The 22202-nt window shown below is 72.4% G+C and carries 21 protein-coding genes and 6 pseudogenes; 11 read left to right on the top strand and 16 right to left on the bottom strand.

All coding sequences use genetic code 11. From position 1 onward, the window contains the following. Positions 1–19 precede the first annotated feature (19 nt). From ACIQIB_RS32895 to ACIQIB_RS32875, 5 genes are all read left to right on the top strand, one after another. The gene (locus ACIQIB_RS32895) at positions 20–2443 is read left to right on the top strand and encodes a glycoside hydrolase family 65 protein (protein ID WP_400762466.1); all 2424 of its coding nucleotides are present in this window, start codon (positions 20–22) and stop codon (positions 2441–2443) included. Between the two features lie 47 nt (positions 2444–2490). Then, positions 2491–2976, top strand: a complete 486-nt coding sequence (locus ACIQIB_RS32890) for a hypothetical protein (RefSeq protein WP_400762464.1) — start codon at positions 2491–2493, stop codon at positions 2974–2976. Further along, positions 2973–3833: a universal stress protein gene (locus ACIQIB_RS32885; protein ID WP_400762463.1), complete on the top strand. Its 861-nt coding sequence runs from the start codon at positions 2973–2975 to the stop codon at positions 3831–3833. Before ACIQIB_RS32890 ends, ACIQIB_RS32885 begins: the two co-directional genes overlap by 4 nt. Before the next feature lie 194 nt (positions 3834–4027). After that, the gene (locus ACIQIB_RS32880) at positions 4028–4309 is read left to right on the top strand and encodes a dsRBD fold-containing protein (RefSeq protein WP_363612810.1); all 282 of its coding nucleotides are present in this window, start codon (positions 4028–4030) and stop codon (positions 4307–4309) included. A 218-nt stretch (positions 4310–4527) separates the two neighbouring features. Beyond that, positions 4528–4773 (top strand): DUF1918 domain-containing protein, encoded by a 246-nt coding sequence (locus ACIQIB_RS32875; RefSeq protein WP_363612808.1) that lies wholly within the window; start codon positions 4528–4530, stop codon positions 4771–4773. A gap of 295 nt (positions 4774–5068) precedes the next feature. Here the strand turns inward: ACIQIB_RS32875 and ACIQIB_RS32870 are convergent, their stop codons facing one another. Next, entirely contained in the window at positions 5069–6328 is a 1260-nt protein-coding gene (locus ACIQIB_RS32870) for an APC family permease (protein ID WP_400762461.1), read from the bottom strand. Positions 6329–6657: 329 nt separating this feature from the next. Here ACIQIB_RS32870 and ACIQIB_RS32865 point away from each other — a divergent pair, with 329 nt between their 5' ends. Both ACIQIB_RS32865 and ACIQIB_RS32860 read left to right on the top strand, forming a co-directional pair. Then, positions 6658–7293, top strand: coding sequence for a carboxymuconolactone decarboxylase family protein (locus tag ACIQIB_RS32865; protein ID WP_400762460.1), 636 nt, complete (start codon positions 6658–6660; stop codon positions 7291–7293). Positions 7294–7412: 119 nt separating this feature from the next. Beyond that, positions 7413–7628, top strand: a complete 216-nt coding sequence (locus tag ACIQIB_RS32860; RefSeq protein WP_400762459.1) for a hypothetical protein — start codon at positions 7413–7415, stop codon at positions 7626–7628. 35 nt (positions 7629–7663) lie between these two features. Here ACIQIB_RS32860 and ACIQIB_RS32855 read toward each other — a convergent pair whose 3' ends face one another. From ACIQIB_RS32855 to ACIQIB_RS32820, 8 genes are all read right to left on the bottom strand, one after another. Then, positions 7664–8365 (bottom strand): maleylpyruvate isomerase family mycothiol-dependent enzyme, encoded by a 702-nt coding sequence (locus ACIQIB_RS32855; protein ID WP_400762457.1) that lies wholly within the window; start codon positions 8363–8365, stop codon positions 7664–7666. Between the two features lie 41 nt (positions 8366–8406). Then, positions 8407–8676, bottom strand: a complete 270-nt coding sequence (locus ACIQIB_RS32850; RefSeq protein WP_400762456.1) for a hypothetical protein — start codon at positions 8674–8676, stop codon at positions 8407–8409. Positions 8677–8774: 98 nt separating this feature from the next. Continuing rightward, positions 8775–9572, bottom strand: coding sequence for a TIGR03084 family metal-binding protein (locus tag ACIQIB_RS32845; protein WP_363612796.1), 798 nt, complete (start codon positions 9570–9572; stop codon positions 8775–8777). 399 nt (positions 9573–9971) lie between these two features. Then, positions 9972–10460, bottom strand: a complete 489-nt coding sequence (locus ACIQIB_RS32840; RefSeq protein ID WP_400762454.1) for a hypothetical protein — start codon at positions 10458–10460, stop codon at positions 9972–9974. Between the two features lie 863 nt (positions 10461–11323). Continuing rightward, on the bottom strand, positions 11324–11527 hold the full coding sequence (locus ACIQIB_RS32835) for an EF-hand domain-containing protein (RefSeq protein ID WP_363612789.1): 204 nt from the start codon (positions 11525–11527) through the stop codon (positions 11324–11326). Between the two features lie 241 nt (positions 11528–11768). Further along, positions 11769–12359: an HAD family phosphatase gene (locus ACIQIB_RS32830; protein WP_363612787.1), complete on the bottom strand. Its 591-nt coding sequence runs from the start codon at positions 12357–12359 to the stop codon at positions 11769–11771. A gap of 46 nt (positions 12360–12405) precedes the next feature. After that, the gene (locus tag ACIQIB_RS32825) at positions 12406–13647 is read right to left on the bottom strand and encodes a cytochrome P450 (protein ID WP_400762452.1); all 1242 of its coding nucleotides are present in this window, start codon (positions 13645–13647) and stop codon (positions 12406–12408) included. Further along, positions 13644–15245, bottom strand: coding sequence for a prenyltransferase/squalene oxidase repeat-containing protein (locus ACIQIB_RS32820; RefSeq protein ID WP_400762450.1), 1602 nt, complete (start codon positions 15243–15245; stop codon positions 13644–13646). The genes ACIQIB_RS32825 and ACIQIB_RS32820 overlap by 4 nt, the downstream gene beginning before the upstream one ends. A 388-nt stretch (positions 15246–15633) precedes the next feature. On the opposite strand from ACIQIB_RS32820, the gene ACIQIB_RS32815 reads away from it, so the two are divergent. Next, positions 15634–15888, top strand: a complete 255-nt coding sequence (locus tag ACIQIB_RS32815) for an integrase core domain-containing protein (protein ID WP_363612781.1) — start codon at positions 15634–15636, stop codon at positions 15886–15888. A 31-nt stretch (positions 15889–15919) separates the two neighbouring features. Here the strand turns inward: ACIQIB_RS32815 and ACIQIB_RS32810 are convergent, their stop codons facing one another. After that, positions 15920–16117 carry a hypothetical protein gene (locus ACIQIB_RS32810; RefSeq protein WP_400762449.1) on the bottom strand — a complete coding sequence of 66 codons (198 nt, stop codon included), beginning with the start codon at positions 16115–16117 and terminating at the stop codon, positions 15920–15922. A 30-nt stretch (positions 16118–16147) separates the two neighbouring features. Here ACIQIB_RS32810 and ACIQIB_RS32805 point away from each other — a divergent pair. Beyond that, a pseudogene (locus ACIQIB_RS32805) lies at positions 16148–16675 on the top strand (FAD-binding protein); the annotation flags it as partial. Positions 16676–16885: 210 nt separating this feature from the next. Here the strand turns inward: ACIQIB_RS32805 and ACIQIB_RS32800 are convergent. Continuing rightward, positions 16886–17759: pseudogene (locus ACIQIB_RS32800) on the bottom strand (transposase); the annotation flags it as partial. An 837-nt stretch (positions 17760–18596) separates the two neighbouring features. Here ACIQIB_RS32800 and ACIQIB_RS32795 point away from each other — a divergent pair. Beyond that, positions 18597–18959, top strand: a pseudogene (locus ACIQIB_RS32795) (hypothetical protein); the annotation flags it as partial. On the opposite strand, the gene ACIQIB_RS32790 reads toward ACIQIB_RS32795, so the two are convergent. Continuing rightward, positions 18853–19611 (bottom strand): transposase, encoded by a 759-nt coding sequence (locus ACIQIB_RS32790; RefSeq protein ID WP_400762510.1) that lies wholly within the window; start codon positions 19609–19611, stop codon positions 18853–18855. The pseudogene ACIQIB_RS32795 and the gene ACIQIB_RS32790 sit on opposite strands and share 107 nt — an antisense overlap. A 176-nt stretch (positions 19612–19787) precedes the next feature. Further along, a pseudogene (locus ACIQIB_RS32785) lies at positions 19788–20598 on the bottom strand (IS5 family transposase). Between the two features lie 160 nt (positions 20599–20758). Here ACIQIB_RS32785 and ACIQIB_RS32780 point away from each other — a divergent pair. Further along, positions 20759–21136 (top strand): nuclear transport factor 2 family protein, encoded by a 378-nt coding sequence (locus ACIQIB_RS32780; RefSeq protein WP_363612767.1) that lies wholly within the window; start codon positions 20759–20761, stop codon positions 21134–21136. 95 nt (positions 21137–21231) lie between these two features. On the opposite strand, the pseudogene ACIQIB_RS32775 reads toward ACIQIB_RS32780, so the two are convergent. From ACIQIB_RS32775 to ACIQIB_RS32765, 3 genes and pseudogenes are all read right to left on the bottom strand, one after another. Next, positions 21232–21420: pseudogene (locus tag ACIQIB_RS32775) on the bottom strand (IS630 family transposase); the annotation flags it as partial. 55 nt (positions 21421–21475) lie between these two features. Beyond that, entirely contained in the window at positions 21476–21937 is a 462-nt protein-coding gene (locus ACIQIB_RS32770; protein WP_148836477.1) for a hypothetical protein, read from the bottom strand. 172 nt (positions 21938–22109) lie between these two features. After that, positions 22110–22202 (bottom strand): annotated as a pseudogene (locus ACIQIB_RS32765) (IS5/IS1182 family transposase); the annotation flags it as partial.

The raw sequence follows: 22202 nt of genomic DNA, 5'->3' as shown, positions 1-22202 counted from the left end.
GACAGCACGGAGGCCGCGCGTGGAACCGGACACCGCCACGACGACGGCGGCCAACGCCGCGATGCCCGATCCGTGGACCCTGTGCTACCAGGGCTTCGACCCGGCCGAGGAGGGGCTGCGGGAGGTCCTCTGCGCGGTCGGCAACGGCTACCTCGTCAGCCGGGGCGCCGCACCCGAGTCGGTCGCCGACTGCGTCCACTACCCGGGCACCTACCTGGCCGGCTGTTACGACCGCGCCGCCTCGACGGTCGCGGGCCGGGTGGTCACCAACGAGGACCTGATCAACACCCCGAACTGGCTGCCCCTGACCTTCCGCCCCGTCGGCGGCACGTGGTTCACCGGCCCGCCCGCCGAGCAGGCCCTGGAGCTCGACCTCCGGCGCGGTGTCCTGACCCGGACCGCCCTGGTGGTGGACTCCGGCGGGCGCCGGACCCGGCTTGTCCAGCGGCGGATCGCCAGCCAGGCGCAACCGCACCTGCTCGTCCTGCAGTGCACGCTGACGGCGGAGAACTGGTCCGGTCCGGTGGAGATCCGCTCGGAGCTGGACGGCACCGTCACCAACACCGGAGTCGCGCGCTACCGCGGCCTGGCCGACCGCCACCTCCTCCCCGTCGGCCAGGGCGTGGACGAGGACGGTCTGCTCTGGCTGGAGGTCGCCGCCATCGGGTCGCCGCTGCACATCGCGCTCGCGGCCCGCACCCGCCTGCACCGCGCGGGCGGCGCGCCCGTCCCGGCCCACCGCACCGAGGAGTTCCGGGACGGCCGGGCGGCCCAGACCCTCGCGGTGGAGATCCGGCGGAACCGCCCGGTGACGATCGAGAAGACCGTCGCGGTCCACACCTCCCGCGACCCGGCGATCGAGGCGCCCCTGCCCGCCTCCCGGCTCCTGGCCGCGCAGGCCGCCGCCTTCGACCGGCTGCTGACCGAACACTCCGTGCGCTGGGCGGAGTTGTGGGGCCGCTGCCGGATCGAGGCGGACTTCGACGGCGCCGGCCCGCTGCACCTGAACCTGTTCCACCTGCTCCAGACGTACTCCGAGCACTCCGCCGACCTCGACGTCGGCATCCCGGCCCGCGGGCTGCACGGCGAGGCGTACCGGGGCCACGTCTTCTGGGACGAACTGTTCGTCCTCCAACTGCTCAACCCGCGCTTCCCCGAACTCGCCCGGGCCGTCCTGCGTTATCGCCACCGGCGGCTGGGCGCCGCCCGGCAGAGCGCCCGCGAAGCAGGACTGCGCGGCGCCATGTACCCGTGGCAGAGCGCGAGCGACGGCCGCGAGGAGTCCCAGCGGCTGCACCTGAACCCGCTCTCCGGCCGCTGGCTGCCCGACCGCAGCCACCTCCAGCGGCACGTCGGCTCGGCGGTCGCCTACAACGTCTGGCAGTACTACCAGGCCACCGGTGACATGGACTTCCTCGCCGAGGCCGGAGCCGAGATGCTGTTGGAGATCGCCCGGTTCTGGTGCTCGACCGCCACCTACGACCCCCGGCGGAAACGCTATTCGATCCGCGGTGTGCTCGGCCCGGACGAGTACCACGACGCCTACCCGTGGGCGGCCGGTCCCGGCCTGGACGACAACGCCTACACCAATGTGCTGGCCTCCTGGGTGCTGGCCCGCGCCCTGGACACCGTACGGATCCTCCCGGAGTACCGCCGCGACGAACTGCTGGAACGACTGGCGCTGGACAGCGCCGAGCTCGACCGCTGGCAGGACGTCGGGCGGCGTCTGCACGTCCCCTTCCACGACGGGGTGCTCAGCCAGTTCGACGGTTACCAACGGCTCGACGAACTCGACTGGACGGCCTACCGGCGCCGCTACCCCGACCTGCGCCGGCTCGACCGGATCCTGGAGGCCGAGGGCGACACCGTCAACCGCTACCGGGTGTCCAAGCAGGCGGACGTGCTGATGCTCTGGTACCTGTTCTCCGCCCGCGAGGTCCGCGACCTGCTCCGGCGGCTCGGCTACCCTGCCGGGCACGAGCTGCTGCGCCGCACCACCGGGTACTACCTGCGGCGTACCGTCCACGGCTCGACGCTCAGCTCCGTGGTGCATGCCTGGGTGCTCACCCGCTCCGACCGCAGCGCCTCCTGGCGGTACTTCCGCGACGCCCTGGTGGCCGACCTCCGGGACGCCCAGGGCGGCACCACCGCCGAGGGCATCCACCTCGGCGCGATGGCCGGCGCGGTCGACCTGCTGCAACGCTGCTACACCGGCCTGGAGATCCGCGAGGACGCACTCTGGCTCGATCCCCGTCTGCCGTCCGCCCTTGGCCGCCTGGAGCTGGAACTCCGCTACCGCGGCCACTGGGGTGTGGTGATCGCCACCGACCGGCGGGCGGTGACGGTGAGCCTGCGGCAGAGCCGCCAGGAGCCCGTCCAGATCCGGTTCCGGGGAGCGCCGACCATCGTCCGGCCCGGTGAGAGACACACCTTCACTCTGTGAGCCGGCCGGACCGGAGCGGTCCACCGTACGACGTGCGGTGCGCCGGCGTGGACCAGCCGGTCGATGCCGTACTCGTCCGGTCCGCCACTGGCGGTGATGCCCGGGGCCGAGCAGGTGTATCGCGGGCCGGGGGCACCAACACGGTCGCACTGCGGGACGAGCCCGCGCCCGAGGACACCATCCCGCTGCTGGAGACGGTGATGTCGGGCGGTGAGCGGACCGCCGCACGGCCTCCGCTCGCCCGGGCCCGGGCCGCTTTCGCGACCGACCTGGCCCGGCTCCCCGCCGGTGCACGTCGGATCAACGCTCCGCAGCCGCCGGCCGTGGCCGTCTCCGGCCGTCTGCGCCGGCACACCGGCGACGTCCGGCGGCTGATCGAGAACCGGCTGCGGGCCGGACAACCGGTGCCCCGTGCGGTCCGGCCCTCCCGCATGGGGCCGGACGGCCCTCGCACCGAACGCCCCGGTCTCCCTACCGTGGGAGCAGGGCCGGTCGTCACGGACCGGCCGGCCGATCCGGTGGAGGAGCCATGACATCCGCCAGCGAGCGCCGCCCGGTCGTCCTCGGCGTGGACACCCTCACCCCGGGGAGGATGGTGGTGGCCTGGGCGGCCGACGAGGCCGACCGCCGCAGACTCTCTCTGCGGATGGTCCACGCCCTTCCGCCGGTGTCCGAGGATCCGCATGCCTTCAAGGAGTTGCGGGAGCGCGGCGACCGGGCCCTGGACGATGCCGCGGCCTTCGCCCGCCGACGGCACCCGAACCTGTCGGTGGCCACCGCCGTCAAGGAGGCGGCACCCGCCCCGCTCCTCTGCCGGGAGTCCGCCCACGCCGCACTCGTCGTCCTCGGCTCGCGCCGGCTGAACCGGCTGGAGGAGGTGCTGAGCACGTCCTCGGTGACCGTCCCGGTGAGCGCCCAGGCCCACTGCCCGGTGGTGGTCGTCCGCGAACCCGAGCACGTCACCCAGGAGCCGCCGTACGTGGTGGTCGGTGTGGACGGCAGCCCGGCGTCCGGGGCGGCCGTGGACTTCGCCTTCGGTCTCGCCGCGAGCCGCCGGGCCGCGCTGCGCGCCGTCTGGGTCTGGCAGTCGCACCTGGACGGCCACGTCGACGAGGGCGCGACCGTCCAGACCCTGCGGCGGCGGCTGGGCGAGACCACGGCCGGACGCCGGGCCGTCCACCCCGATGTCACGCTCACGCACGAGGTGATCCGCGGCCACCCCGTCGAGGAACTCGCCAAAGCCTCCGAGCACGCGCTCGCCGTCGTGGTGGGGCGTCGTGGGCGTGGCGGGTTCACCGGCATGCGGCTCGGGTCCGTCCCGCACGGCCTGCTGCACCGCGCCCACTGCCCGGTCGTCACGGTGCCCTCCGCCCCGGGCGGCGGACGCTGACCACCGGCGTCGCGGTCCCGGCCGGTCCGTCCGCCGCCGGGCCCGCTCCCCTCGCGGACTCGCGGCCCGTGGTCCCACGATGGAGGTACCGGACACGCCTCGCCCCCGTCCCGGCGGGCCGCGCGGACACACCGGCGGCACCGGTCCCCGTGGACGGGCCCGCGTGGCCCGCCCCCGAACGAACGGACGCGAACATGAACGAGGGCACCGCACCCCAGCCGGCCCGCACCAAACGGTGGACCCTTCGCCTGGACCTCTTCGAGGAGGGGGACGTCACCAAGGTGCACGCCGTACTCGACACCGGCGACAACACGCTGGAGAGCCGGACCACGGCCCGTCGCAACCCCCACGACGACCCCGTACCGGAGATCGGCGACGAGTACGCGGCGGGGCGGGCCCTGGTGGACCTCGGACACCAACTGCTCCGCGCCGGTGTCACCGACGCGGCCACGAACGCCCCGTTCCCGCCGTCCTGACCTGTCGGCGCTGCCCCGCCACACGCGCTGCCCGGTGGCGGCCGTTCCGCTGTGGGCCGGGGTGCGGTCAGCCGGCCGGTGGCCCGCCGTCGTCGAGGTCCCAGGCGAGGACGGGCCACCGGCCCGGGACCTTCCGGCCCCTGCCGTGCCCGGCCTCCGGTGGTGTCATGGAGGTACGGGCGGCCGGCCCCGTCCCGTACCGACCGCAGGAGGACGGCATGAAAGCCGCCGTGGGAGACCGCATCATCGTCCAGGGCACCCGGCCGGGCGCCACCAGGAGGGACGGCGAGATCATCGGCCTGCACCACCCGGACGGCAGCCCGCCGTACGACGTGCGCTGGTCCGACAGCGACCGGGTGACGGAGTACTTCCCCGGCCCGGACGCCCGGATCCACCACTTCCGCCACGAGCACGAGGCCCCCGCCGCGCCCGTACCGCTCAACCCGCACCTCTTCGCCGACTGACGGGCCGAGCGACCGGCCCGCGCCGATGAACACGGTCGCCCGACGCCCGACGACCGACGACCGGCTCCGGCGACTCATCGAGGCCGGGTTGGCTCTCCGTCGCGACCGCGGCGGCCTCGGCAACGATGCCGGCGCCCCACCGCACCTTTCACGTGCCCCTCACGGCCAGACCCGCTCGGCCGCGCGACCCACCCACAGGGCGGCCGTCCGGCCCCGGCGGCGGGGCCGTCCGAGGAGCTCGACCGTCCGGGCGACGGCCTCCGGAACCCAGGCCGGCGCACTCGACGACCCCGGCCTACGAGGAGACGCCCCGGCGCACCGCGTAGGCGGCGGCCCCTGCGGCCAGGACAGCCGCGCCCGAGACGACCGCGGACGCCGGCAGGGCGAACGCCAGCACCAGGCAGCCGGCCAGACCGACTACGGGAACCAGCCTCGGCGGGCGGCCCTCGGCCCGGGTCAGCGTCCAGGCCGAGGCGTTCGCGACGGCGTAGTAGGTCAGCACCCCGAAGGACGAGAACCCGATCGCCCCGCGCACGTCCGCGGTCGCCGCCACCACCGCGACGACGGCGCCGACCGCGAGCTCGGCACGGTACGGCACCTGGAACCGGGGGTGGACCGCCGCCAGAGCGTGCGGGAGGTGCCGGTCGCGGGCCATCGCGAGCGTCGTGCGGGAGACCCCGAGGATCAGGGCGAGCAGCGAGCCGAGCGCGGCCACGGCCGCCCCCGCCCGTACCACCGGGGTGAGCCAGTCCGCGCCCGCCGCCCGCACCGCCTCGTCCAGCGGCGCAGCGGCGCCGGCCAGGCGTTCGGACCCGAGCACCAGGAGGACCGCGACCGCGACGAGGGCGTAGACGACGAGCGTCGTGCCCAGCGCGACCGGGACGGCCCGGGGGATGGTACGGGCCGGGTCGCGGACCTCCTCCCCGAGGGTGGCGATCCGGGCATAGCCGGCGAACGCGAAGAACAGCAGGCCGGCCGCCTGCAGCACCCCGTGCGCCGTGGCGTCCGCACCGATGTCCAGCCGGACCGCGTCCGCACCGCCCGAAGTCAGCGCGGCCGCCACGACGGCGGCGAGCACCGCGAGCACCATCGCGACGATCACCCGGGTCAGCCATGCGGACTTCTGCACGCCCGCGTAGTTCACCGCCGTCAGCGCCACCACCGCGGCCACCGCCACCGCGTGCGCCTGGCCGGGCCACACGTAGCCGCCCACCGTCAGCGCCATCGCGGCGCAGGACGCGGTCTTGCCGACGACGAACCCCCAGCCCGCCAGGTAGCCCCAGAACGCTCCCAGCCGCTCCCGCCCGTAGACGTACGTCCCGCCGGACTGCGGATACCGGGCGGCCAGCCGCGCCGAGGAGGTCGCGTTGCAGTACGCCACCACCGCCGCGAGCGCCAGTCCCAGCAGCAGGCCTGACCCGGCCGCGGCGGCGGCCGGAGCCAGCGCGGCGAAGATCCCCGCGCCGATCATCGACCCCAGCCCGACAACCACCGCGTCGAACACGCCCAGCTGACGGCGTAGTTGCGGCTGCGCGCTCTCGACCCGTCGTCCCATGACAAACCCCTGTATCGCCCCTCGATGACGGTGCACGGTATCCCACCTCGGCGACGGGACGGTTGCCCCTGGATGCGCCGGCCCCGGTCCGGCCGCCGACCGGACCCGATCCCGAGACCCCGCGGCTCTGTCCCGTGCCGCCGGGCCGGGCGGACAGCGTCCGGGGCCGGCGCATCCAGGGCAATCTGAGAGACGAGAAGCCCGCAGTGTTCCTGCCACCATGGGGAGAACCACGAAGTTGCCCGCCGGGCAGGAATTCCACGCGTCCCCCCGGTATTCGGAAAGGCCTGCGGGGCGACCCGTACCGTCGAAAGGGAAGGCGATTACCCATGACCGATCCGAATGTGCTGAGCACGGTTCGCGTCCCGCTGGTGGAGGAGGCCGAGGCCGAGGGCCGGACGAAGGAGCTGTACGACGCGATCAAGTCGCGGATGGGCATCCCCTTCGTGCCGGACATGTTCCGGCTGGTCTCCAGCCGCCCCGACCTGCTGGAGGTCGTGATCGCCGGATACGGCGGAGTCTTCAACGACGGGGTGCTACCGCGCGCGACCCGCGAGATGATCTCCGCCTGGAGCTCCAAGGTCAACGGCTGCCCGTACTGCGTCGGCACCCACAACTGGTTCCTGGCCCAGTTCGGCGGCCCCCGGGAGCTGACCGACGCGATCGAGAACTCCCCCTCGGTGGAGGAGCTGCCGATCGACGAGCGCACCAAGGCGCTGATGCGCCTGGTCACCAAGGTCGGCACCGGCGCCTTCCGGATCACCGACGAGGACTGGGCTGCGACCGAGGCCGCCGGCTGGAGCAACGAGGAGATGCTGGAGGCGGTGTTCACCGCCGCCCTGTTCGCCTTCATCAACCGCCTGGTGGACGGCCTGGGCCTGGGCAACTCGGTGACCCGCAGCCGGATCGCCTCGCAGCCGGAGGACGCCACCGTCTCCGAGGAGCGCCTGGCGGAAGGCAGGTGAGCGGCCCTCGCCCGCGGTCCTGCTGACTGGCGCCTCCTCCAGCACCGGCATGTCCTCCGTCACTATCTTCCTGGGCCCGCTGCCGCCGAACGCCCAGGCCAGGCCAGGCGCTCGGCCCGGTGCTCCGGGTGCTGATCGGCCTGATGCGCGCGTCCGTCCGGGCGCCGGCCGCGCCGGGCACGTCGCTGTCGCTGCTGCCGGCCGCGCCGCTGCCGCCGGACCTGGACCGGGCGGCGGCCGATCCGCGGATCGCCGACGCGCCGGCCCGCGGCACGGCGGCCGTCGACCGGGTCGGCGCCGAACCGGTGCCCGAGCCCGCCCTGACCGGGACGTGAGGGGCCGCCGCACGGCGCGCGGCGGCCGGACCCGCTCAGCGCCCGACGAGCGGCTCCACCTCGGCCGCGGGCGGCGCGAACGGGCCCCAGGCGAACGCCTCCGCCCACTTCCCGGCCGATCCCCCGGACCACTCCAGGCCCTCGATCTGCGGCCAGGTGCGGCGGCCGGTCAGCGACCGGAACACGTCCACCGCCACCCCGCGCACGGTAGCGGCGGGGGCGCCCTCGCCCACCACCCAGGCCCGCCCGGGGGTCTCGATCCGCAACGCCGGCAGCCCGCCGCCGTGCACCGCCAGGCCGAAGCCCATGGTGCTCAGGTCCAGCGCACCGTCGAACGCGGGGTGCGCGGTCGGCTCGGCGGGCGCGTCCAGCCCCAGCCGCAGGTCCAGCTCGTGCGAGAACACGTCGAGCAGCAGGATCCGCCGGCGCAGCTCCGGGGTATGGCCCAGGGCCTCGAGCAGCGCGCCGTCCAACCCGTCCCAGCGGTCGAGCAGTTCGGCCGCCGGGACGCCCTCCAGCGGGCCCAGGTCGATCTGGCTGTCCTCCAGGGCGACGAACGACTCGCAGATGTGCACCAGGTGCCCGATCAGGTCCCACACGCTCCAGTTCGGACAGGCGGACACACCGACGGCGGCCGGGTCCGGCAGCCCGGCCACCAGGGTGGCGATCGCCTTCCGGCTGCGCCGGTAGGCCAAGTGCTGCTCGGCCGGATCGTGCTGGGTCTGCGCCGCTGTCACGGTCGTCTCCTCTGGTTCCGGGGCGTCGCGCGGCGCCGCCGTCATGATGTGGTCAGTTCGCCCGCGGCGCCCGCCTGGCGCCGCGTCAGCAGACCCGTACGGTACAGCCGGTGGACGGTGTCGGCCACCGCCTCCTCGACCGGCCGGGGCACGGGGCCGCCGGCCGTGGCGGCCGCCACGGCGGGCACCGCGTGGACGCAGGTGCAGGCCGCGCCGAACTCGGCCGGGATGTGCCGGGCCCACCAGCGCTGCACGGCGTCGGCGAGCCGGGCCGCCGGGAGCGTGGCGTGGCCCGTCCGGCCGGCAGCCACCGACTCGTCCGTTGTTCTGGCACGGCGCCTCCCGGTCCCTCGTGGCGGGCGGGCCGAACCGGCCCGACAGCGAGGAAACCAGCCGCCGAGTGGCCGATCTATACGTGATATTGCCCAATGCGGCCGCGCCCCTCGCCGGGCGGGCCGAGGTAGGTCTGGGCGATGCCCAGCCAGTGGTCGGCCGCCGCGCCGACGGCGGTCAGCGCGAGGTCGTCGCGGTGCCTGCGACGGGTGACGAGCAGACAGAAGTCCGCGGCCGGGCCGCAGATCCGCTGCTCGGCCTCCTCGGGGCCGAAGGCCCAGGAGACGCCGGACGGGCCGGTCAGCTCGAACCGGAACGGCTCGGCGGGGGGCTCCAGGCCGCGGGCCCGGTAGGCCAGGTCCCGGGTCCTGGTGCCGAGGAAGGCGATGTGGCCGATCCGATCGGTGAAGGCGTACGGGACGCCCAGGGCCTCGTGGACGTCCTGGCCGTGCGCGAACAGCTCCATCAACGCGACCGCGGCGAGCACGCCGGCCGGCAGCGGACCGGCCAGCCACGGCACCGGTTCGCGCCGGGGAGCGGCGGCGAGCCCCTTCTCGGCGGCGGCCCTCTGCTCGGCCCAGCGGCGCAGCAGGTCGGGGACGGGCTCGGCGAGGCCTTCGGCGAGCCGGGCCGCCATGCCGGTCCCGAAGTCCTCCCGGATGGGCGCGGTCTCGGCCTCGAAAGCGACCGGGTCGCGCACCCCGAGGTCGATCAGGTGGCTGACCAGCGCCAGGTGCGCCACCTGGTGCCGGACCGTCCAGCCCGCGGCCGGGCTCGGCGCGGACCACTGGTCGGGCGACAGGCCCGTCACCAGCCGGGCGAGTTCGGCCCCTTCCGTCGCCAGGTCGGCGCAGACGTCCTGCATTGCGGTCATGTGGCCATTCCCTTCCTTGCCGAAGCGCGCTCAATCCGATCCCGCGTTCATTTTCCGGACGCGGCCCCGCGCGTGCTTCTCCATACGTGCCGCCCGTATCCGGCACCGGACATTCGCCGGCCCAGGACGACGACCTGCCGCCGCTCACCCTGCCAGCCGCCCGGACCGGCCACGGCCCGTCCACCGTCACCGGGCAGCTCCACCTCCCCTCCGACGTGACCCTGCTACACCCATCCCAACCGAGCCCGAAAGGCCGCACGGCAACCCGGGCGACCGCCTCTCAGCACCTCCGGGCGACCAGACCCGCAACCTCACACGCGCACCTCTATACGGGCGCTACCGCAGCTCAGCGCACCCGACCCCGCGCCTTCAGCGGGATGTCGGGAAGCTCCGGAGCCCTCAGTCGGGCACCGTCGTAGCCGTGCATCTCGCCGAAGCGGGGGGTCTCCCAGTCGCTCCGCGCCTGCTGGACCTCCTCACCGGACCGGCCACCTCTACCCCGCCTTCCGCAGCCGCCGGATAGGCACCTTCGACCACAAGGTCGTCGAGGCCTTCATCCAGACCATGGAGCGCAACGGCGTCGGCCTCGCTACCCAGTCCAACGCCTTCGACAAGCTGAAGTCGATCCTCCTCGACGCCCACCTCCTCGGCCTCCACGACGAGAACCCGTTCGACGGCGTCAAGCCGCCCCAGCACGACCCGAAGCGCGCCGTCATACCCTCCCCAGCCGAGCTCCAGGCGATACGCACCGCCGGCGACGACACCTTCCTCCTGGTGGTCGACCCGATGAGCGGCTGCGGTCTGCGCAACGGCGAGGCCTTCGCGGTGAACCTCGCCGACATCGTCGCCGACGACGTCTACCGCGTCACCGAGCAGGTCAACCTTCAACCGCGTCGGCGTCGCCGCGGCCTCCGTGACGGCGCCGGCCGTTGCCGAGGGAGCCGTCCTGGCGGGTACCGAAACGGGATTGCTCCGCGCCCCCGCGCCCGTCACCGGGCCCGACTGGGACGCACCGGGAGGGCTGTTCAGCAGCGGGAACCACGTCGTCGACCTGGACGTATCGGCGCAGGGCGGGTCGCCGGCCTGGAGGACCCGGAGAGTCAACCTGCGGTGCACCGCCGAGCGGAGCACCGACGGGGCCATGACGTGGCAGGAGCGGGGATCGTGGCAGGACGCCGTCTTCGCCGTCCGCGCTCGCGCAGCCAGTCGGCGTAGAGCATCTCCACCGCGCTCGGCACGGGCACGATGACCATGCTGCGGTTCTTGTTGGCCGCGCCCTTCGGATGCCCGCCCCGCTTCCGCAGACGGAGATGCGGCCCCGGAGACAGGGGCGCCCCGGCACGGTCCGGCCGATCGGGACGCAGTGGGTGTCCTCGCGCATCAGTGACACGAGCTGGTCGACGCGCGGTGCGCAGCAGGCCGTGATTGCCACCATGTACCTGTCCCGGGCGGTTTCCGCCGCTCTCAGGAGGCCGGCGAACTCGGCGTGGGTTGCGGCCGGTGCACGCGCCGAGCAGTGGCTCGGCCGCGAGTCCACGCGGATCCGCGGCTTGACCTGTGCTTGACGTGCGTCCAGGCCGCGAGTACGTGCACCAGTAGGGCGCACGACGGACCACCCCCGGGCGGCACGGAGGTGCCCCGCGATCGTGCCGGCCTTGCCGGCCCGATCAGCAGCACCCGACCGCGCGCGGAACCGGCGATCACCCCGGGACTCGTTCCTGTCCTGCGCCCGGGGGCGGTCCGCCCACGTGCTACTTGACCAGCGCGTAGAACTCCTCGAAGTCGAGGACGCGGTCGCGGTTGCTGTCCGCCGCCATCGCCTCCTTGACCTTCTCCTTGAGCTGCCCCTGGTGGCCCTCGCTCTTGAAGTGGTTGGCGAGTTCGACGACGTTGATCTGTCCGTCGGAGTCGCTGTCGATCTTTGCGAACAGTTCCCTGGCCTCGGCTTCGGTCATGGCGCGTCCTTCCAGTCATCATCAGGATCCTGAAGATCCATCTGGCCGCAGCCACATTGGCAGAGGTGTGCCGCGCATTGCACGTCAGCGTGGGGCCATGTGGGTGAGAGGGTGGCAGGCTTCCAGCCAACCCCGGCGCCGGCCTATGCAGCCAGCATGGTGCACGCCGACGAGCACCATGAGCATGAGCTGCTGCATGCCGAGGCATGCTCCTGCCGGCCGGTGGACTTGCCCGGGATCATCACCAGGGTCGGTGTCGGATGTCGATGACGCGCATGCCGGCGGCCGTGGCGGCGGTGATGCCCTCGTCGCTGTCCTCGTGGGCGAGGCAGTGACCGGGTTCGGTTCGCAGCAGGTGGGCGGCGTGCAGGTAGGCGTCGGGGGCGGGTTTGGGCTGGGCGACGTCGTCGCGGCCGACGATGGTCCAGGGGAGGTCGTCGAGTCCGATGACGGTCAGGCCGTGGCGGACGATGTCGCTGTAGTTGGCGGAGACGACGGCGAGGGCGGCGTGTTCGGCGGCGGTGCGTGCGGCGGTGGCGACCGCGGAGATCGGTTTGATCCGGTCGGTGTTCGCGAACCAGTAGGCGCGGGCCGCCTGGACGAAGGTGTCCTCGGGCAGGGCGGCGGGTGGGAGGGCGAGGCGGCGGCGCAGTTGGCCGGCGGTGAAGGCGGGTTCGGCGGCGAGCCAGGTGAGGGTGACGGTGATGCCGTGGGCGGCGAGTGAGGCCTGTACCGCGCCGTGGTTGATGTCGGCCGTGTCCGCGAGGGTGCCGTCGAAGTCGAAGGCGTAGGCGGAGTACGTGTCGTGGCCGGCAGGAGTCGTGGTCGCCACCGTTCGTGTGGTCCCTTCCTGGTGGGTCGGCTGTGCGGGTGACGGGTCAGGGGGTGAAGTCCACCGGGAGGCGGGCCGGACCGTGGACGACCCGGTGCCGGTGGGTGGCGACCTCGTCCGGGTCGGTGGCCAGTCGCAGGTCGGGGAAGCGGTGCAGCATGGTGGTGAGCAGGGTGCGCAGTTCGGTGCGGGCGAGTTGGTCGCCGATGCAGTGGTGGGGGCCGTGGCCGAAGCTGAGGTGCTTGGCGGCGTCGGGGCGGTGGGGGTCGAAGTGGTCGGGGTCGGTGAAGCGGGCGCCGTCGCGGTTGGCGGCGGGCAGGTGGAGGACGACCCGCTCGCCCGCCGCGATGGGCTGTCCGGCGAGGGTGAGGGGCTCGCGGGCGACCCTGAGCAGGCCGAACTGCAGGACGGTCGCGTGGCGCAGGGTTTCCTCGATGACGCCGTCGACGAGGTCGGGTCGGTGGCGGACGGTGTCCCACAGGCGGGGCGGGCGCAGCAGGAGGAGGGTGGCGAGGCCGATGACGTTGGCGGTGGTCTCGTGGCCGGCGATGAGGATGAGCTGGGCAAGGGCGGCGATCTCGTCGTCGGTCAGCGTGGTGTCGGTGGCCTGGGCCTGGAGGAGGCCGGAGAGCAGGTCGTCGGCGGGCTCGGCGCGTCTGGTGCGGATCAGATGCAGCAGGTAGTCCTTCATCTCGGCCTTGCTGGAGAGGAGTTGCTCGCGGGTGCGGTCGAGGGAGAGCAGTTCGGCGGTGAGGCGCTGGTAGCGGTCGCGGTCGGTGTAGGGGACGCCGAGGAGTTCGCTGATCACCAGGGACGGGACGGGCAGGGCGACGGTGGTCATCAGGTCCACCGGGCGGGGGGCGGCGGCCAGGGCGTCGAGGTGCTGGTCGACGATGTCCTGGATCCGCGGGGCCAGCAGGGCCATCCGGCGGGTGGTGAACTGGCCGTTGACCAGGCGGCGCAGCCGGGTGTGTTCGGGCGGGTCGCTGGTGAGCAGGTCGCTGGGGCGCAGTGCGGCCATTTCGGCGGGGGTGATGAGGCTGGCCCGGATGTGGGAGTTGAGGTGGGGGCGCCGCGAGCTGAGCCGGGGGTCGGCGAGGGCGGTGCGGACGTCGTCGTAGCGGGTGACCAGCCATCCCGGTGGGCCGTCGGGGAAGGCCAGCGGCGCCACGGGCAGTTCGGTGCGCAGGTACTGGAGTTCGGCGGGCGGGTCCAGCGGGCAGGGGCGGTCGACGGGCAGGGGCCTCGGTGCGCGGGTGGTACTCGCCTGTGCAGGGCGCCCGGTCACCGCGTCTCGTCGCTGTCGCAGCCGGTCAGGGCGAGCAGGACCCAGGTGTCGGTGAAGATGGGCGCGTCGAACAGCAGGGGGCGGGGGGCGACCTGGTCGGGCAGTGCGGTGAAAGCGCCGTCGGGTCCCTGTCGGGACAGCAGATGGGCCACGCCCGCCCGCACGACGGCGTCGTCCTGCGGGCGTCGGCCCATGGCGGCCAGGGCCATCAGCGAGTAGCAGGTGCTGGTGGTGTCGCTGGGGTCCTTGGGCCGGTAGCCCCAGCCGCCGTCCTCGTTCTGCGCCCGGGCGAGGAACCGGTGGGAGGCGGCGCTCGCATCGGCGATGCGCTCCTGGAGGGTGGTGCGGGTCGGTTCGGGCAGCGAGTGCAGCGCCCACATCGCCCGCCAGATCGTGTTCGCCTCGCTCAGGCTCCAGCTGCGCTCGAACGTGCCGTCCTCGTGCTGGGAGTCCAGCAGCCAGCGGGCCGCGCCGTCCAGCAGGTCGCCGTGGTCGGTCCCGTTCCATGCCAGCGCGCTGACCGCGCCGGCGGTCATGCCGACCTCCGACGGATCGCCCTTCACGTAGGTCGGGAACCCGCCGTCCCGTCCGACGATGCCCCGCAGGTACCCGCCGGCGCGCAGCAGGGCCTCACAGTGGCGCACCGGGTCGACGGTTGCCAGGCAGGCCGCGACGTAGGAGGTGTCGTCCACGTCGTTGTGCCGCATGTGCTCACCGAACGCCCAGCCACCGTCCGGCATCTGCTGGCCGATCAGGTAGTCGCACATGCGGTGCAGCAGCGCGCGGTCCGCTCCCGCCCGGGTCAGGGCGATCCCGGTGGGCGCGGTGCTGAACACGTCCAGGTCCGACATGCTCGGCACCCCACCGTCCGGGTTGCGGCACACCAGCACCGCGGCCACGCCGGTTTCGACCAGCCGGTGGCCGGGGGCGAACTCCTGGACGGCCAGCAGCGCCAGCAGGTGCGCGGCGGGGTAGTTCTCCCACACCGGCGCCCGGCTGGAGCCCAACAGCTCCAGCAGGCGCTCGCGCTCCCCAGCGTCGACCTGCGCACCCGTACCGAGACCGTGCGCGACCAGGACCCGCACACTCAGCATGATCATCTCGACCCAGGTGACCGTGTTGTCCCCGTTCTCGCTGCCCCGGTCCGCCGCGCGTGGCGGGCACAGCATCGACGCGTCGAACGGCACAGCACCCGCCACGGCCAGGCAGACGTCGAACAGCAGCCGCTTGCGCGCCATCGAGAAGTGGTCGAACCCGGCCAGCAGCTCACCGCCGACCACATCGGCGCCGACCGTCCGGCCGTGCAGGACCGCCTGCACCAACGCCGCGTCGAACCCGTCGGCCTGCGCCTGCGGGGCGGCCAGGAACTCCGCGAGCTCCCGCTCCTGCCGCGGGTGGTCACCGCGCCGGCGCAGCAGTACGAGTAACAGCGCCGACTCCAGCGTCCGGCTGGTGCACGGCCTGCGCACCGCGCCGTCCGGGCCGACGGCCGCACTCAGGCTCGCGCACACCCGCTCCCGGGCCGCCGCGAACCCGTCCACCGCTTCCAGCCCGCGGGCCGCGCCCGGGCGGGCCGTCCCGATCTCACCTGTCGTCACCGTCAGCTCCTCGGTCGGGATCACGACAACGAGGACGAGCGAAACGCACACCCCCGCCGCAAAGCCGCCGATGTTCGAAACTGGCGCCCAGACGACCGACTTGCGCCGCCGACTGCACGAACCGAGACCACCCGCTGCCGGAGAATCGCGCACCCGGCGTGCACCGCGCGACAGACCTTCAACGAACAACCGGCGCCAGGCAGAGCGCCCACCCGACCGCCGCCCGGGTCACCCGGCTCGCCCGCAACCTCCTCGCCGACCTCGGCGAACGGGCCGCAGGCTTCCGCTACCCGCCTCGTACCGCGACAGCCGCTACACCCACGCATTCGACGCCGTCTTCACCGCCGACGGCATCGAAATCCTCAAGAGCGCGCCGCAGACACCACGGATGAACGCCCACGCGGAGAGGTTCATACGCACCGCCAGGTCCGAGTGCACCGACCGGCTGCTCATCTACAACGAGCAGCACCTGCGGCACCTGCTCGCCGAATACGCCCGGCACTACAACTCCGCCCGGCCGCACCGAGCGCTGCAACTTCGCGCTCCTGCCGACAACCCCGACGTCATCCCGTTCCCAGCCCAGCGGATCCAGCGCCACGACGTCCTCGACGGACTCATCCACGAGTACCACAACACCGCTTGACGAAGACCAGAGCAGCTGACGAACACGCAGCTCAGCGCATGTGCAGGACTTTTGGAACCCTACAGGCCGGCCGTAGCAGTCCGTACAGCAGCGAGAGCAGGGCCGCCGTCACCAGCACGTCCACCCAGCGCAGCGCGGGGCGTCGCCACACCCCGCGCGACGGGAAGCCGCCCTCGCCCGCCACCCGCACCACCCCGCGTCCACACCGCCGCCACCGGTACGCGGACACTCAACCATCCCCGCGCGGCCCGGCCCAACGGGCGCGCCGGCGCGCGGCGAGGCGTTCAAGCGGCGCGGTGCGGACTTCGTGGTCGCGCGCACGCTGCAGGAGCTCGTGGAGCGGATGAACGCGCTCACCGACGAGCCCCTGCTCGACGCGGCGCTGCTACGCCGGCAGATCGAGGCGCGCGACCTCCAGGTGGCCAACCCCTTCGGCAAGGACTCGCAGGTCCAGGGCATCCGCAACGCCCGGCGCCACCTCGACGACCGGCTCGGCCGCGCCGCCGCGCCGCACCGCATCCTCGCCCCGGCGGCCGGCCCGCTGATCGGCGTCAAGCTGCACGTCCTCACTCGCAAGACCCTCGGCGGCATCCAGACCGACCTCGACTCCCGGGCCCTCGGCCCGAACGGGCGGCCCGTCGAAGGCCTGTACGCGGCGGGTGAGGTGGCCGGTTTCGGGGGCGGCGGGGTCCACGGATACAACGCGCTGGAGGGCACCTTCCTCGGCGGCTGCCTCTTCTCGGGCCGGGTGGCCGGGCGCGCTGCGGCTCGCGCCACAGCTGTATGACTGATCGTCAACTATTGCTTTCCTCTGCTTCTTTCGGCCGAGTTCGGCCCTGGCCTTCGCGTTTCGGTTGGGGCTGGCCGAGCCGGGTCGATCTTTGGGGTGGTGGTGCTCGGCCTGTTCGGGGCGGGGTGGGCATGCCGAGGGCCCGACGCGCGGTCGGGTGCTCCTTGGGTCCTCGGGTCGTGGGTGGTCGGTGGCGGTGTCGTCGGGTCAGGTCACCGTGCGGGGCCGCGCTGCGAGGCGGGCGAAGGCGAGGGTGAGCTCGTGGCGCCAGGGCCAGGCGGAGGCGATTCGAAGGCGGATGCGTCGTGCGGCGCGGGTGATCCGGGCGGCGGTATGCAGGATCCGGTAGCGGAGCTTCTTCGGCTCGGCGGTGGCCGGCTCGCCGTCCAGCAGCAGGGTCCGCGCCCGGGCGAGCAGGTCGATGGCGGTCAGGGAGAGCTCCGGCCAGGCCGCGTTGATGGCGAAGTGGCGTGAGGAGAGGCGCCCGAAGCCGGTGGTCTTGCCGCTGGGGGTCCCCCGGACGGAGTCTGGGGGAGGATGTGGTCCTCGACTCCGGCGTGGGCGCGGTGGCGGACCTCCGGGTGTTGCGGCGAGCCTCCACCGGCGGCGGGTGTGTCGGCGAGGAAGACCTGGTGGCGCATCCCTTCGTCCAAGTCGAAGAGCGAGAGCTGGGCGCCGGGGTGGGGCGTTCGCGCCGCACGATGGCCCGGGTGCCGTCCGGGTGGCCGGCGAGGTCGACCATGCCGGTCAGTTCGGCGACCTCGGCCCCGGTGCGGAGGGAGCCGTCCTGTTCGAGGGTGGGGTGCCAGAGCTGCTCGGGCAGCGCGCGGATGGCTTTGCGGAACTCGGCGGCGATGGCGCGTCCGAGGGAGAAGGTGGTCGGGATGCCGCGCTGCCTGAGAGTGCGCAGGTGGGTTGGGAATGCCTTGGCGCTGCCCGCGATGTCGGCGCGGATGAGGATCTCGGTGCCGTGGCGGTGGGCGTCGGGGATCTGAGCGAGGGCGGCGTCGACCGTGATGTGGTCGGCGGCGGTGTTCGCTCCGGCGTTGCCTGGTCGCAGGAGGATCACGAGCGCCCGGCCACCCGACCTTCGAGTGAGCCACCCCGACTCGGCCCTCTGGATCCCCCCGGGTACTTCATTGCGACCCATACGCCGATCACGCCGAGCCATGACATCGCCCTCCTCATCCCTGATCCCCCCAAGGAACATACGCAGAACCGAAAAAACCGGCCAGCCGTCATGTTCGCCCACCTGCCCCCTGGGCACGGCGGCACCGGTCGCCGGAGATCGCACGGCGGGGTGAACTCCCCGGTGCCCCATTGGTGTTCACTCACCCCTCGGCACTTTTCGACAGCCGGCCGATGACACGCGGATCGTTTCAACCCGCCGCGATCTCAAGTGGGGGGCGAAACGCAGACGCAAAACATGCGCAGATACGACAAGTTTGAATAAACCAGTGCTTTACTCCCCTTCAGAATCGGGTGCTTGCCGGCCTGATTCCGGTGCGTGGACGGGGTCCGATGCTGCGCGCGCCGTGGCTTCCTATCAGGAGGGTGTCCCGTAAGTGGGCTGGTTGAAGCGGTGGTTGAGAGCTGGCGCCGAAGGACCCGGGGAGAGACCGCCACCGCGGCAGCCGGAGTCCCGGCCCGGCGCGGACAGGCGAGGCCGACCCGAGGAGGTATCGGAGCCGGTCCAGCCGATGTCCGATCCCGTCACGTCGTCGACGCCACCGCCGCCGGAAGCGGCACAGGACGACACCGAGTCTTCGACGACCGTCCCCGCGGAGGCCTCCGGCCGAACGGAGACCTCTGCCGACGCAGCCGCCGAGCAGGCCTCGGAGTGGCCCGGCAGAGGGCAGTTGCATCGAGCACGAAACGTTCTTCGCGGGATACCGCGACAGAGACCGGAAGGTACTGAATGAGCACCATAGTTCGCCGCTCAGGGCGGCACAGAGGGCGCCCGCGCCGCTCGCTCACAGGACTGCTGTTGATGGCCTTGCTCATCGGAGCAGGCGCCTTCGCGCCCCGGTCGTCATCGCGCCTCAGTCGCACGCGGCGGCCGGTGACCCGTTCGATCCGGCCGAACCGCAGGTGTTCATCGGGCAGGACGTGCCGACCCGGCCCTACAAGGCGATCACCGGCGCCTCCGGCAGTGTCACCTGGGCCGGAGATCGTCAAGCCGGGTGCGGCCGTGACGTACACGCTGACGGTGAAGAACAACGGGCCCGGTAACTCCAGCGGTTACACCGTGACCGACACCGTCCCGACACCGCTGACCAACGTGAAGACCTCGTGAGGGTGTGGAGGCCGGCGCGGCCGAGGGCCGTGTAGAGGGGGTCGGCGGTGCGCGGCATCGGCGCTCTGCCGGGCCTGGTAGGCGGCCTCGGCGGCGCGGCCAGGTGAGCCCGGCCGCCCGGCGCCGGACCCGGGTGCGGATGTCGCCGAGCAGCTGGTGCTCCTGGTCCTCGTCCTGATCCCCGGACTCGTCCTCGTCGCCGGGGTGGGCGGGGTACTGGGCGAGGGCGGCGTGCGTCCACCGCGACGTGCCGCTTGGTTCCGTTCACCTTCTGGCCTGCGTCCCAGCCGCGGCCTGTGGTGGCCACGGTCTCGGCGGCCCGCAGCGACTGCGAATCGACGATCGCCGCGCTCGGCTCGGCATCGCGGCCCTCCCGTCGGCGAAGCCGATCCCGGAGCCGATCGTGCAGGTCGTCGACGGCCTGGGCCCGTTCCCAACGAACGAAGAAGGAGTAGACGGTGGCGTGTGGCGGGAAGTCCGCGGGCAGGGCCCGCCACTTGCAGCCGTTGTCCACCACGTACCGGATCGCATCCACGATCACCCGGCGGCAGCGCTCTTCCGGACGCCCGCCCTTCCCCCACCGCCACGCCGCCAGGGGCAGCAGCGGCTCCGTGACCAGCCACTCCGCATCGCTCATGTCCGAGGGATACCGACGCGGCCGCGGCGGGTGCGCGCCACCGTGGCCGAACCGGCAGGCCACGCAACAACACGCCGGAGCCGGGACAGAGTTGGCATCACCAGTCCCGGCAGGGTCAAAGGACACAAGGAGCTCCTGGCAAATGCGACCGGCCTAGGGAGCGTATTTGGTCGCGATCAAGGGATGATCCTGTTGAGGTCTTTGATCCAGATCATCGCGCCGCGGAGATGGAGGCCGGCGAGGTAGCCGGCGGACGTCTTGTCGTAGCGGGTGGCGATGCCTCGCCCGGCCTTCAACTTGTTGATCAGCCGTTCGACAGTGTTGCGCTCTTGTAGAGGTCGGCGTCGTGGCTGACGGGCCGGCCGCCACGGCTGCCCTTCCTCGTCCGGTTGACGGCCTGGTCCTCCTTCTCCGGGATGACGGCCTTGATCGCGCGTTGACGCAGGTGGGCGCGGTTGCCGCAGGACGAGTAGGCCTTGTCCCCGGCGACCGCGTCGGGCCGGGTGCGGGGACGGCCGACCGGCCCGTGAACCCGTAATTTCTTGAGCACGGGGATGAACTGCGGACTGTCGGCGGCCTGTCCCTCGGTCAGCACGAACACCAGCGGTCGGCACTTCCGCTCACCGGCGACATGGATCCTGCCGGTCTGCCCACCTCCGGAGCGTCCGGGCAGGGCGGCCTTCAGCCGGAGCCTGCGCCGCCGCCGGGCACGTCGTCGTTCTCGCCCCGCCTCGCGGCCTCCGCGATCGCGCCCTCCAGCAGGGCTTCGAAGACGCCCGCGTCACGCCATTGCCGGAAGCGATCGGAGACGGTTGACCACGCGCCGAACTCCGCCGGCATCTCCCGCCGCTGCCCTCCGGTCCTGAACCGCCAGATCACGCCCCCGAACTGCTGCCGCAGCCGCTCCGGGTACGGGCCGTACTCGCCGATCGGCAGGTACGGCTCGATGAACTCCCATTCCGCATCCGTCAGTTGCACTCGCGTCACGCGACATGATCTACCTGATCAGGCCTCGCCGTGAGGGCGATTCCCACAGATTGATCGCGACCCGATACCCGCCCTAGTGCTGTGACCGGGATGGTTCACCGTGATCGGAAGGCGGCTCGCGGGATGAGCGCGCACGCGAAACGGCTGGTATTACTGGGGCATGCAGGAAGAGACCGCACGCTCCGCGATCGACACGTTCATCTCCGCGTTCAACGCCTCGGACGACAGCTATGTGACTGCCCTGCTCTCCCAGGCCCTGACCTCAGACGTGGTCTTCTGGGGGCCGTTGGGCCGCATCGAAGGAATCGCGGCGGTCGAGCGGTTCGTGCTGGACATCCGGCGCCACCCGGCGGGGACCGGCACGATGCTGCGCTGCTCAGCGGTGGACATGCCTGACGAGTGGGCCCGGTACCAGTGGGTCTTCACCACGCCCGATGGAGGCCCCCGCCTGGCGGGAACGGATGTCGTCCATCTGCGGCGGAGCCTCATCGACCAGGTCATCGTCTTTGCGGGGGAGATCGAGCCGTTCGCCTCCTGAGTCATCCTTCTGTCGCTTGTCCTTCTCCTGAACCTGCCCCGTCGGCGTTCGGGGGCTGCTATTCGCGGTTGGTCAGGCTGCGGTGTTGAGGGGGCGCCGCCCCAGCGGATGCCCTTTTCGCTGCGGATGCGGGCACGTTCCTTGCGTTGGGCGGCGAGTACGTCGGGGTGGCGGGCGTTGGTGTTGCGCCAGCGCAGGTAGCGGTACAGTGCCTGGGTTTGCGCGGGGTGACTGCGGTGGTGGGAGTTGGCCAGGGTGAACTGCCGCAGCGGGCCGAAGTGGGCCGCCGCATCCGCCAGGAGCCCCGCCCGCGTTACCCGCCCGGCCCGGGCAATCTCCTCACATACCCTCAAGCCGTTCATGGAGCTCCTCGGCGAATCGCGTCCGGTAGACGCCGTGGACGATGGCCCCGGGAGACTGGTAGCCCCTGTGCTCAGGGTCCGAGACATCCCCGTCCCACGGCGCCACGCCTTCTGGAAGCAGCGGAGCACGGCCCAGATACATCTGAGCGACTTCTTCCAGCCGCAGTTCTCCCACAACCACCGAGCTCCACAGCCCGTAGCCCTGCCCGACCACCCACATGCACAGATCTTCGGTGCTGTCTTCGGACCAGACGTCCCCATCCACGCTCACACCTTCCGAGAAGTCGGCCAGCGATTCCGCCGCGGACTCGTATGCGAGCGCGAAGGCTTCAAGCACCTCCCGCGAGTGGGACTCCAACCACAACTCCAGAGCAGACAGACGCGGTCGTGTCGCTTCCAGGACCTCCCAGAACCAATCAGAAACATGATCCGGTCCCATCTCGGCTCCTGTGTCGACAGCTGCGGTACTCGCCCGACCGTACAGCGCGGTGGAGTTCCCTGGACGCTCCCGGGCCTCGTCGTCGGCGAATGGCGCTGACCATCTGCACAGTCACCGGTTTTCAGTCAGGCACTCAGTGGGCGTTTGATGTGAACGGATTGCCCTTTATGCCCTAGTAAGTCCCTCGCCAGGTTGGTGTGGTCTCGTCCGTTATGCGCTTGGCGAGGTTGTCGATCGAGGCGATGTGGATCATGGCTTCGGAGCT

The organism is Kitasatospora sp. NPDC092286, from assembly GCF_044755565.1.
GTDB lineage: Bacteria > Actinomycetota > Actinomycetes > Streptomycetales > Streptomycetaceae > Kitasatospora.
Note: the sequence above shows the minus strand (reverse complement) of the source record. Positions and strands in the feature narration are given on the sequence as shown.